The 12,425-nt window shown below is 44.2% G+C and carries 9 protein-coding genes; 8 read left to right on the top strand and 1 reads right to left on the bottom strand.

Annotated elements, in window-relative coordinates; translation table 11 throughout:
- The first annotated feature begins 473 nt into the window (after positions 1-473).
- The 8 genes from FTU70_RS04815 (at position 474) to FTU70_RS04780 (ending at position 9,690) form a co-directional block, all read left to right on the top strand.
- Entirely contained in the window at positions 474-1,487 is a 1,014-nt protein-coding gene (locus FTU70_RS04815; RefSeq protein WP_096901291.1) for a sulfate ABC transporter substrate-binding protein, read from the top strand.
- 197 nt (positions 1,488-1,684) lie between these two features.
- Complete coding sequence (rsmH, locus tag FTU70_RS04810; protein WP_004974437.1) at positions 1,685-2,596, top strand: 16S rRNA (cytosine(1402)-N(4))-methyltransferase RsmH; 912 nt, start codon at positions 1,685-1,687, stop codon at positions 2,594-2,596.
- Between the two features lie 11 nt (positions 2,597-2,607).
- Positions 2,608-2,937 (top strand): cell division protein FtsL, encoded by a 330-nt coding sequence (gene ftsL / locus FTU70_RS04805; protein WP_136144459.1) that lies wholly within the window; start codon positions 2,608-2,610, stop codon positions 2,935-2,937.
- 12 nt (positions 2,938-2,949) lie between these two features.
- Positions 2,950-4,773, top strand: a complete 1,824-nt coding sequence (gene ftsI / locus FTU70_RS04800) for a penicillin-binding protein PBP3 (RefSeq protein ID WP_131260649.1) — start codon at positions 2,950-2,952, stop codon at positions 4,771-4,773.
- Positions 4,774-4,783: 10 nt separating this feature from the next.
- Complete coding sequence (locus tag FTU70_RS04795) at positions 4,784-6,277, top strand: UDP-N-acetylmuramoyl-L-alanyl-D-glutamate--2,6-diaminopimelate ligase (protein WP_004974444.1); 1,494 nt, start codon at positions 4,784-4,786, stop codon at positions 6,275-6,277.
- Positions 6,278-6,286: 9 nt separating this feature from the next.
- The gene (gene murF / locus FTU70_RS04790) at positions 6,287-7,696 is read left to right on the top strand and encodes a UDP-N-acetylmuramoyl-tripeptide--D-alanyl-D-alanine ligase (protein WP_180060168.1); all 1,410 of its coding nucleotides are present in this window, start codon (positions 6,287-6,289) and stop codon (positions 7,694-7,696) included.
- Positions 7,697-8,815: a phospho-N-acetylmuramoyl-pentapeptide-transferase gene (mraY, locus tag FTU70_RS04785; protein ID WP_019836136.1), complete on the top strand. Its 1,119-nt coding sequence runs from the start codon at positions 7,697-7,699 to the stop codon at positions 8,813-8,815.
- A 71-nt stretch (positions 8,816-8,886) separates the two neighbouring features.
- A complete protein-coding gene (locus FTU70_RS04780) occupies positions 8,887-9,690 on the top strand; it encodes a putative RNA methyltransferase (RefSeq protein WP_180060166.1) in 804 nt (267 codons plus the stop codon).
- A 69-nt stretch (positions 9,691-9,759) separates the two neighbouring features.
- On the opposite strand, the gene ponA is transcribed toward FTU70_RS04780, so the two are convergent.
- A complete protein-coding gene (gene ponA / locus FTU70_RS04775; RefSeq protein WP_180060164.1) occupies positions 9,760-12,309 on the bottom strand; it encodes a penicillin-binding protein PBP1a in 2,550 nt (849 codons plus the stop codon).
- Between the last annotated feature and the right edge of the window lie 116 nt (positions 12,310-12,425).

The following is a 12,425-nucleotide window of genomic DNA, read 5'->3' as shown; positions in this document are numbered from 1 at the left end:
CACAATTTATAAATTGTTTTAATCACTTTAATATTTAATCACAAAAATCATAACAAAAGTAGATTTGCGTCACACTCTTAATAAGATCTTTATCATCATTTACTCACTATATACCGATTTTTCAGATGATCTTTGATTTAGAACATGTTGTAACAAACAACTGTGGAGATATCGTGAAGATTGTTACAAAAGTCACAATAAAATAGTTTTGAAGCGGGTTTGATTGCTGTGATGTCGCTTATTTTACCGTTGAGTCTAAAAACGGATCAAAGTTTTATTCACTTTTTATATATCTAATCCATAAAAAGGTATAAATTTGGAATAAACGCCGCATCTTGAATTAAATTGATTAAAAACAATTAATTAAAGCTAAATTATTTGAATTTAATCATTTTTTGCATGTTTTTTACAAATTGCGCAGCGCCTGAGCATTGCATATATTGAGCGACAGATTAAAGGTGATGTGTGCTGTAATGAAAACTCAATTGAAAGCTTTATTGGCTGCTGCGCTATTGGCAACAGGTTTTGCTGCAACGACTGCTCAGGCTGCAGATCGTCAGTTTTTAAATGTATCGTATGATGCGACCCGCGAATTTTATGATGAATTTAACAAGTCGTTTGGTCAGTACTGGAAAAAACGTACAGGTTTAGACGTCAACTTTAAACAATCACATGGTGGTTCAGGCAAGCAAGCGCGTTCTGTGGTCGATGGTTTAAAGGGCGATGTCGTAACTTTGGCATTGGCGAATGACATTGAAGAAATTGTAAAGTCAGGTCAAATCCAAGCAGGTTGGCAAAAAGAATTTCCTCATAACTCTGCGCCTTATACCTCGACCATCGTCTTTATGGTGCGTAAAGGCAATCCGAAAAACATTAAAGACTGGAATGACTTAACCAAACCAGGCGTACAAATTATTACCCCTAACCCGAAAACAGGTGGTTTGCCACGTTGGGTGTATTTATCGGCTTGGGGTTATGCAGAAAAGCAGCCGGGCGGCTCTAAGGCCAAAGCGCAAGAATTTGTGGGCAAGATGTACCACAATGTAAAAGTGATGGATTCGGCAGCACGTGCGTCGATGACTACATTTGCTGAACGTGGCATTGGTGATGTGTTGTTGACTTGGGAAAATGAAGCCCTTGTAACTTTAAAAACCTTAGGCAAAGACAAGTTTGATATTGTTTATCCATCTATTTCTATTTTGACTGAACCTTCGGTGGCAATCGTAGACCGCACAGTAGAAAAAAATGGCAATAAATGGTTAGCGACAGGCTATATCAACTATTTATATTCACCTTTAGGTCAGGAAATGGCGGCTAAGCATTTCTACCGTCCACGTAATGAAAAAGTCCTTGCAAAATATGCAGCACAATTCCCGAAATTAAAAACCTTCACGATTGATGAAGTGTTCGGTGGCTGGGAAAATGCACAAAAAACACATTTTGTGAATGGTGCGATTTTCGACCAAATTTATAATACTAAGCGTTAAACAGATATCCATTTTCGGCTAATCTTTTATTGGATTGGCACACAAAAAAATCTCTACGGAGATTTTTTTGTGCTTTAAAAAAGTCAAAAACGGTTTTCCCTATGGAAAGTAATATTTATCTACAAAAAGACGTTTGGAGCTTTGCCAAAACAAGGTAATAATGTGCAGTTACATTTTAGCTGTATTGATTGAACCTTATGTCGCATATTTCTGTATTACTTCATGAAACTGTTGATGCCGTGTTGGCAGATCGCAATACAGGAATTTATGTCGATGCCACCTTTGGACGAGGTGGACACACGCGTTTGTTGTTATCCAAATTGGATGCGCAGGCACGAGTCTATGCCTTTGATAAAGATCCACAAGCTTTGGCCGTGGCAGCAGAATTGGCGCAGCAAGATTCGCGCTTTCAGATTATTCATGCCAGTTTTGCCGATATGCAGCAAGCGTTGAATGATTTGGGCGTCACTCAGGTCGATGGTGTGATGGCCGATTTAGGCGTGTCGTCACCACAGCTAGATCAGGCAGAACGCGGTTTTAGCTTTATGAAAGATGGCCCGCTTGATATGCGTATGGACAACTCACAAGGCCCGACTGCGGCAGAATGGCTGGTGGATATTGAAGAAGAAGCCTTAGCCAATGTGATTTTTCAATATGGTGAAGAGCGTTATAGCCGCCGTATTGCCAAAGCCATTAAACAGGCGGGTTATATTGAAACTACCGCACAATTGGCTGAAATTGTAAAAGTTGCCCATCCGAAGTGGGAAAAAAACAAACACGCTGCAACACGTACTTTTCAGGCAATTCGTATTGCGATTAATAAAGAATTAGAAGATATTGAAAACTTCTTGCCGCAAGCCGTTGAGGTGTTAAAACCCGAAGGTCGTTTGGCGGTAATTAGCTTCCATTCTTTGGAAGATCGTTTAATTAAACAGTTTATTCAAAAAGAATCGAGCCTGCCTGAAGATTCGGGTTGGGGCTTGCCACAACAGCAACAAGATACACGTCGATTGAAAAAAATATCACGTGTGCGTGCCAGTGATGAAGAAGTCAAAGCCAATCCACGCTCACGCAGCGCATGGCTACGTGTTGCAGAACGATTAGCTTGAAAAGGCCAATAATGAAAACTGAAACCGTTAAAAAAAATCAATCTCAAGTGCGACTGAAAAAAATGGTCGCCTATTTTATTTTATTGGCGCTGGTGTTTATCAGCGCGATTATGGTGGTGTTTCAAGTGTTTGAATATCGCCATGATTATCGTGAGCTGAGTTCTTATATGCGCGAGCGAGATGACTTAAATGCCGAATGGGGGCGTTTGTTAATTGAACAGCAGACCTTTGGTGCAACTGCACAAATTGGCACCCGTGCGGTGACGCAACTGCGTATGTATTCACCGCCCGCACCGCAAACTGTGGTGATTTCTTTGCCGACAACCTCAGAACAACAATAAGGCGAGTTGCACATGGTCGATACGCGTAAAAAGCAAACCCGAAAGAAACAGCAATCGGTAACTGGAAAAAATGCCATTCATGTAGAAATGTGGCGTTTTTACTTAATGTGGGCTGTGGTACTGCTGGTGTTCGTGGCACTGGTGGGACGTGCTTTTTATGTGCAAATTGTGAACCATGACTTCTTACAAAACAAAGCCAATGCCAATATTTTAAGAACAGAAAAGCTCAAAGCTATGCGCGGGGTGATTTATGATCGCCACGGTGTGCCTTTGGCAATTAGTACCCCTGTAATGAAAGTGGTGATTGATCCACGTGATTATTTTGACAATAAAAAACTGTTTGAAGAAATTACAGCCGAGTTGGAAAAAAATCCGACCAGTCGTAAATTGCAGCGTCAATTGCCAGATAAAAACTTGAATTTAGATGAACTTGCCGATGCAGTTGGGATGGATCGCCAAGAACTGAAAAATAAAATGAACGAGCGTCCGCGTTCACGTTATTTGGTTTTACAAAAAGAAGTGCCGCCGCAACAGGCAGAGCTGATTCTAAAACGTAATTTCCAAGGGGTATATACCGAGAAAAACTATAAGCGTTATTACCCGCAGCCACAGCCGAATGCACAAATTATTGGTTTGACCAATAGTGAAGGCACAGGCATTGAAGGCTTGGAAATGCAGCTAAATACCCGCTTGGCAGGCGTGGATGGCGAACAGCAAATCGTGCGCGATAAAAAGGGTAACCGTGTCAAAGACCCAGAAGTGGTGAGAGAGGTTGAACCGGGCGAAAATATTACCCTGAGTATCGACTCACGTTTGCAATACATTATGTATCGTGAATTGACTGCAGCAGGGGTGGCAAATAATGCCCGTTCAGCCACAGCAATTGCGGTAGATGTGAAAACGGGTGAAATTTTGGCGATGACCAGTTGGCCGTCGTATAACCCGAATGACAAAAAAAGTTTGTCCAATAAAGATGCCATGCGTAACCGTGGTGCGGTGGATTCTTTTGAACCGGGTTCGACCATGAAGCCTATGACGGTGGCAATGGCACTGGAAAGTGGCAAATATTCACCGAATACCGTGGTCAATTTAAGTGGTGGTTCAATGCGGGTGGGTAATCACACCATTCGTGATACCCACAATTATGGCTCACTGACTTTGGCGGGAATTATCCAAAAATCGTCAAACGTGGGTGTGGCGAAAATTGCTTTATCTTTACCGTATGCAACCTTACCGACTTTTTATAAGCGTTTAGGGTTTGGTGCGCGTTCTGCAGTGAAATTTCCGGGTGAAAGTGCAGGTTTAATTTTGCCGCCAAGCAAGTGGAATGTGTCGGAAGTGGCGACCATGTCTTATGGTTATGGTTTGAACGCCACTGTGCTGCAATTGGCAGATGCCTATGCCATGCTTGCCAATAAAGGCGTAAAAATGCCGCTGAGTTTATACAAATTAGAAGAACAGCCTAAAGGCGAACAAATTGTTGATGCTAAAATTGCCGATCAAGTTCTACTGATGATGGAAGCCGTAACGTTACCCGGTGGTACGGCACGTCAAGCCAATATTCCAGGCTATCGGGTTGCAGGTAAAACGGGAACAGCGCATAAACTTCGTGCAGACCGCAAAGGCTATTCACAGACTGAATATCGTGCCTTGTTTGCTGGGGTTGCGCCAGTCAGTGATCCGCGTTTAGCCATGGTTGTCGTGGTGGAAAATCCAACAGGACAGTATTATGGTGGTTTGGTGGCAGCGCCTGTATTTGCTCGTGTGATGCAAGAATCTTTACGTTTAATGAACGTACCTTTAGATAAACCTTTAGAAACTCCCAACATCCAATAACAGGTGACGCATGTCTATCAGCTTTCAAAATATTTATCGCAGTTCCCGCGTTGCAGATTGGATGATACAAGACTTTCAGGGCTTTCAACTCGACAGCCGCCATGTGACAGCAGGGCAAATTTTTATTGCCCTGACCAGTTTGTCGCAGCCTGAAAAAACCGCACAATTTGCACAAGCAGCTTTAGATCAAGGTGCTTTGGCGGTGATTTCGGAAACTGAACTGGCAGTTGCCAATAATTTGGTGGTGCCAGATGTGCGTCAGCGCATGGGACAGTGGCAAAAACAATATTTACAAGCACGACAGCCTGTACCTTTAGCGCGTATGCTTGCAGTCACGGGCACCAATGGTAAAACCACGATTTCCCGCTTAATTGCTGAGTTGTTAATGTTACAAGCCCAACGCTGTGCGGTAATGGGCACCACAGGCAACGGAATTTTGCCTAATTTGGAAGCTTCAACACATACCACTTTAGATGCCTTGCAACTGCAAAATGCTTTATACAGCTATGCACAACAGGGGGCAAAATTTGCCGCAATTGAAGCCAGTTCACATGGTTTGGAGCAAGGGCGCTTAAATGGCTGCGATATTGAAATTGCGGTATATAGCAACCTGAGCCGTGATCATTTGGATTATCACGGTACTTTAGAGGCGTATGCTGCAGCCAAAGCCATGCTGTTTCAGTTTGCCAGTTTAAAAGTTGCAATTGTCAATTTAGATGATGAATATGCTGGGATCATGTTGCAAGCGGCGCAACAGAACCCTGCGCAACCGAAAATTTTGACTTATTCCACGCAGCAAGCGGCAGACTATCAAGTACAGCAGATTGAATACAGTCTGAATGGTGTACGTTTCCATCTACAAACTGCTACGGCAGAATATGTGGTGCAAAGTCCGTTGCTCGGACATTTTAATGTTGAAAACTTGGTCGCGAGTTTAATCGCAGCAGAGCAAGCAGGTTTTGCATTACAGGATTTAATACACACGACTGCACAACTTAAAGGCGCACCGGGGCGTATGCAAGTGTTGCGTGATGCAGAGCGTTTATTTGTGGTGGATTATGCCCACACGCCAGATGCCCTAATTCAAGTGTTGCAAACCTTAAAACGCCATGTCAGTGCACAGCTTTGGGCGGTGTTTGGCTGCGGTGGAGATCGGGATCGTGGTAAACGCCCACTGATGACCCAAGCGGCATTGGACTATGCCAATGTTGTGCTTTTGACTTCTGATAACCCGCGTACGGAAGATCCTTTACAAATTTTTGCCGATATGCAGACAGGTGTCGATTTGTCGGTGGCACAGAGCCATGAAATTCATGATCGTCGTGAAGCGATTAAATATGCAGTCAAACATGCACAGTCAGGCGATATTGTCTTGATTGCAGGCAAAGGTCATGAAAACTATCAAGAAATAGATGGGGTAAGACACTGGTTTGACGATGTGGTTGAAGTGCAATCTGCGATAGATGCACAGCATTGTTCACCTTCTGCTTATCCTGCCCAATAAGGAATTTGTATGCACACTTCCACCACCAGTACCGCAATTTTAGAACCTTGGACTGCCGAACAACTCAAACAGGCAACACAGGGTTATTGGTTCAATGGGCAAGCACCGCAAGGCGAGATTAAACGTATTTTAACCGATTCACGCCATGCTGAAGCAGGCGATGCCTTTTTGGCTTTAAAAGGTGAGCGTTTTGATGCGCATGATTTTGTAGCACAAGTAGCGACTCAGGGCTGTTCTATGGCAATTGTCAGCCAGCCTGTAGACGCAGATATTTGCCAATTGGTCGTGCCTGATACCCGTTTAGCTTTAGGACACTTGGGCGCATTTCGTCGTCAGCAGCATCCTCAATTAAAAGTGATTGCGTTAACAGGCAGTAGCGGTAAAACCACCACTAAAGAAATGCTCGGTAGTATTTTGTCACGTTTGGCACCGACTTTAATTACCCGTGGCAACCTGAATAATGACTTGGGTGTGCCGATGATGTTATTGGAGTTGAATGCTAGCCATCAATATGCAGTGATGGAATTAGGCGCCAGTCATCAAGGTGAAATCGATTACACCTCAAACTTGGTGCAGCCGCAGGTGGCAGGCATTATCAATATTGGTACTGCGCATTTGGGTGAGTTTGGTGGACGTGAGGGCATTTGTCGGGCTAAGTCTGAAATTTATGCACACATTGCCCTACAAGGCACGGCCATTGTCCCTGCTGGCGATGATTTTGCCGAACAGATTCAGCAAGCGGTTCAGTCGGAACAGCGTCTAAGTTTTGGTGAAGGTGGTGATGTGTTTGCGACAGACATTCAGTTGCAGCCACAATCGGCAAGTTTTTGTTTAAATACTGCCCAAGGTGTGCGTCAGGTTCATTTGCCATTTGCAGGTGAACACAATGTTCAGAATGCTACGGCTGCTGCCGCTTTTGCACTGGCAATTGGCGTAAGTTTAGATGATATTGTCGCAGGCTTAGAACAGGCGCAGGGGGCAAAAGGTCGTTTGAACTTTATTCAGCAAGGCACCCATTTATTTATTGATGACACCTATAATGCCAATCCAACCTCTATGCGTGCTGCAGGCGAAGTCCTTGCACAGCAAACAGGTGTGCGGGTTATGGTGATCGGTGATATTGGCGAACTGGGCAATAGCGCAGCACAACAGCACTATATGTTGGGGCGTGATTTGGTGTCTATTCGTGGCATCAACTTTGTGGTGGCAGTTGGTGAATTTGCACCAGCGACCCAAGAAGGTGCACGTAGTACCCAATATGGAAAAAAATTACAGGCTTTTGTCACTCAAGAACAAGCCTTGCCGTTTTTAATTGATTTGGTAAAAACACATCAACCTCAGTCCATGAGTTTCCTATTTAAAGGTTCTCGTTATACCCATATGGAAACGTTGATGGCTGCATTGATGGAGAAAATTTAAATGCTGTTATGGTTATTTGAACAGCTGGCGGGCTATAACAGCTCGTTTCAGGTGGTTCGTTATTTAACATTACGTTCATTACTGAGTGTATTGACTGCGCTTGGCATCGGTTTGGTGCTAGGCCCTGTGATGATTCGTAAACTGCAAGCATTAAAATACGGTCAGGCAGTCAGCTCTTATGCACCTGAAGGGCATGCCAAAAAAATGGGTACGCCAACCATGGGCGGGGTATTAATCCTGCTTTCCATTGGTATTTCGACCCTATTATGGGCAGATTTATCTAACCCTTACGTCTGGATTGTACTGGCGGTCATGGTCATTTTTGGCGCTGTAGGCTGGGCAGATGACTGGATTAAAATTCGCTACAAAGACAATGCGGGTTTGCCTGCGCGTAAAAAATTCTTCTGGACTTCGGTAGCATCATTGGGTGCGGGTATTGCGTTGTATGTGATTGCAACCCAACAGCCAAATCCTGCACAAACCGCAGATATGTTGGATGTGTTGATTCCATTCTTTAAAGATTTCAGCATTCCATTGTCTTTGATTCCACTCGGTATTGGCTTCATTATCTTTACCTATTTGGTAATTAACGGTGCCTCAAATGCGGTGAACCTGACTGATGGTTTAGATGGCTTGGCAATTATGCCAATCGTATTAGTTGCAGCAGGTTTGGGCGTATTTGCCTACTTGGCGGGGGATGTTCGTTTTGCCGATTATCTGCATATCCCTTATGTGAAATATGCGTCTGAGTTGGTGGTGATTTGTGCCGCGATGATTGGAGCAGGCTTGGCCTTCCTGTGGTATAACGCGCATCCAGCACAAGTCTTTATGGGCGATGTCGGTGCACTGTCTTTAGGGGCAATGCTGGGTACGATTGCCGTCATGGTACGTCAGGAAATCGTGTTTGCGATTATGGGTGGGGTGTTTGTAGTTGAAGCGATTTCGGTATTCCTGCAAATTGGTTCACTACGTATGCGCAATAAACGGGTATTCTTAATGGCGCCGTTGCATCACCACTATGAAAAGAAAGGCTGGCGTGAAACTCAAGTGGTGATTCGCTTCTGGATTATCACAATTATGCTGGTGGTTTTAGGTTTAATGACTTTAAAATTACGTTAAGCCTATCCAACCGAAAATTTTAAAAGTCGGCACTCGCCGACTTTTTTATGTGGTTCACTCTGGAGAAAATGATGAATTTGCTGATGTGTCCTGTGTGTCGTCAGGTATTGCAACTGCATGATCGAACGTGGCGTTGTGCCAACAATCACAGCTATGATGTTGCGAAACAAGGCTACGTCAATTTGCATGTGGTGCAGCATAAGCACAGTAAAAATCCGGGGGATACACCTGCTTCGGTGCAGGCACGTCGCGCATTTTTAAGTGCAGGGCATTATGCGCCCTTGCAACAGGCAGTGGTGCAAAAAATTCGCACCTTACGCATCGAAAATTTGTTGGATATTGGCTGTGGTGAAGGCTATTACACCGCTGCCATGCAAGGCGAAGTGTTGCAGTGTGTCGGGGTGGATATTGCCAAGAATGCCGTACAAGTGGCGGCGAAACTGAATCCCGCAGTGACTTGGGTGGTGGGGACAGGGGCAACTTTGCCTGTTTTAGAACATTGTATTGATTTATGTGCCAGCTTGTTTAGCCCAATTCCGCAACAGGAAATTTTACGGGTTTTAAAACCACAAGGCTATTTGTTGGTAGTAACGCCTGCGCCTGAGCATTTATTGGCGATGCGTCAAGCGTTGTTCGAAGAGGTAAAGCCACATGAACCCGAAAAATTTATCACCCAATTACAAACTACTTTTGATTTGATTGATGCCAGCGTGGTGGAAACACCATTACAGCTCAATCAAAGCGATTTAATTCATTTAATTGCTATGACACCTTATGCCTATAAAGCCAAAGCAGAGCGCCGTCAGGCATTGGAACAGCGAACCCAGTTTGACGTGACAGCACAGCATCAAATTTATCTGTTTCAGAAAAAATAAGTTTGAATAGCCCATAAAAAAGCCCTCATCTTTGCATAAGAGGGCTTTTTTCTGACTGCTTGTCTGTGGTTATAAGACTTCGTCAATTAAGTTTTCTAAAGCATCGGGAGCAGGTTTGGCTGCATTGGGTTTAGCAGGGTTGTTGCTTGGCGCTTGCATGGCAGGCGGTGCAGCATTGTCAGGAATTAACACTTCCTCGCCTGGTAAGTCGTCAAAATCACGCTCAGGCGCACGTGCTGGCGCAACAGGTGCAGGTCGATACAGTGGACGTGCCAATGGCGGTGAAGCACGATAATCCTGCTTCTGTTCTGCATTCATTTGATTGAGTTCATGTTGTGGCGCTTTGGCTTTGCTGTCTAAACTGACCCATGCTTCAGGTGTGCCTTTAAGTGCATTGCCCATAAAGTCTGTCCAAATTGGCAGCGCTGCAACCCCCCCATATTCACGACGTCCTAAAGTTGTTGGTTGGTCAAAGCCCACCCAAGCCACAGTCACCAGTTTGCCGTTGAAACCTGCGAACCAAGCGTCTTTTGCATCGTTGGTGGTTCCTGTTTTACCGCCAATATCACCACGACCAATTCTGAGCGCAGCACGTCCAGTACCATGTTGAATTACGTCACGTAAAATATTGGACATATCATACGCCGAGCTAGATTTTAAAATACGTTGTGCCTGTTTGTACTGACTACGCTCTGCCAATAAGTTCGAGTCTTGTTCAGCTTGTGCCAGTTTTTTATTGGTCACTTCAATCACTTCATCATCTGGTGTGGTGGCTTCGGCGCTTTCAGTCGTTTGTTCTTTGGAATTAATACAAGCAATACACGCATATTCAGGATTGGCTTGATAAATCACCTTGCCATAAGCATCTTCAATACGGTTAATGAAGTGCGGTTGAATACGGTAACCCCCATTGGCAAAAGTGGCATAGCCCGTTGCCATTTGAATAGGCAAAACTTGTGGTGTACCCAATGCAATGGTGTAGTTACGCGGAATCTGATCTTCCTGCAATCCAAAATCCATGAATAGTTGGCGGGTACGCTCAATACCGACTTCTTGTAATAAGCGTACCGAAACCGTGTTACGAGATAAATAGAGAGCACGACGTAACGGAATCATGCCTAAATGGCGACCATCGGAGTTACGTGGTGACCATTTACCAATGGTGATTGGACTGTCATTGACCATGGTGTGTGGCGTCATACCACGCTCTAAAGCCAGAGCATACACAAAAGGTTTAATGGTAGAACCAGGTTGACGCCAACCTTGTAAAGTACGGTTGAACTTAGATTGATAGAAATTATATCCACCGACCAACGCTTCAATGGCACCATTATTTGGGTTAATTGCGACCAATTGACCTTGCACTTTCGGTACTTGTACCAATGACCAAGCGGTTTTATTTTCATTTGGACGTAAACGGACAATATCTTTGACTTTTACAATCTGTGCCGCGCGACTTGGCGCATTGCCTACACTGTTGGCATTGCGATAGGGGCGTGCCCAAGACATACCTGACCACGGTACAGTAACCGTTGTGCCATCTTGCATTAACGCTTCAAAAGAATTATTCAGCACTTTGCTGACTTGCGCAGGGTAGGTGTTGGCATAAGCACGAAACTCGTTCAGCGGTTTGTCGTGTGCCTCTGCGCCACGCCAACCGTGGCGACGGTCATAGGCTTCTAAGCCTTCTTGAACCGCCTGTTCTGCATACATCTGACGTTTGCTGTCTACCGTCGTATAAACTTTATAGCCTGAATCAACAGCTTGTTCGCCAAATTTACTGACCAGTTCAGCACGTACCATTTCCCCAATATACGGATGTTTATTGCTGATGCTGCGGTCTGGCATATCTAAATTAATCGGTTCAGCAATGGCTTTTTGGTATTCATTTTGGTTGATATAGCCCAGTTGCAGCATACGTCCCAAAATCCAGTTGCGACGCTCCAAAGCACGCTCAGGATTCACCACTGGATTGTAGCGTGAAGGTGCTTTAGGTAAGCCTGCAATCATCGCCATTTGTGCAATTGTCAGCTCTTCTAAGCTTTTGTTGTAATAAATTTTGGCAGCTGCCGCGATGCCATAGGCATTTTTACCCAAAAAGATTTTATTGACGTATAAAGTCAAAATTTCTTCTTTGCTCAGGTTCTGTTCAATTTTACGCGCTAAAAAGATTTCGGTGAGTTTACGCTTTAAAGTACGATCAGGGCTGAGATAATAGTTTTTTGCCACTTGCATGGTAATGGTTGAGCCGCCAGTTTGCACATTGGAGCCTGTTACCGCCTCGCTCAACGCGCGCCCTAAGCCTTTGAAGCTAATCCCACTGTGTTCAAAAAAGGCAGAATCTTCTGCAGCTAAGAATGCAAAAATGAATTTTTCAGGAATATGTTCATAATCGACAGGCACAGAAAGCTTGCCGCCATACTCGGCAATTAGCTCATTATCGGCACTATAAACCTGTAATGGTTTTAATAATGGCGCTTTTTTTAAGGTGGTCATTTCTGGCAAAGATGGGGCAATATAGAGATACATGCCATAGAAACCCATCGGTATTGCGACCAAAATTATAATTATGATCAAAAAAAATGGATGAACACGACCCGAACAAGATAGCTTTTTCATAACAAGTGCGTTTTAATAAGCGCTAATAGCAAACTAATTGCTGGTCAGTATAGCGAGTAGATTTACGGATTGTTAGATGAATTATTGTATCCGTAAAAAATTATAGACCAGCGCGG

The sequence above is a fragment of the Acinetobacter sp. YH12135 genome (assembly GCF_013418565.1).
GTDB lineage: Bacteria > Pseudomonadota > Gammaproteobacteria > Pseudomonadales > Moraxellaceae > Acinetobacter > Acinetobacter towneri.
The sequence above is the reverse complement of the archived record's forward strand: the minus strand, read 5'-3'. Positions and strand labels throughout refer to the sequence as shown.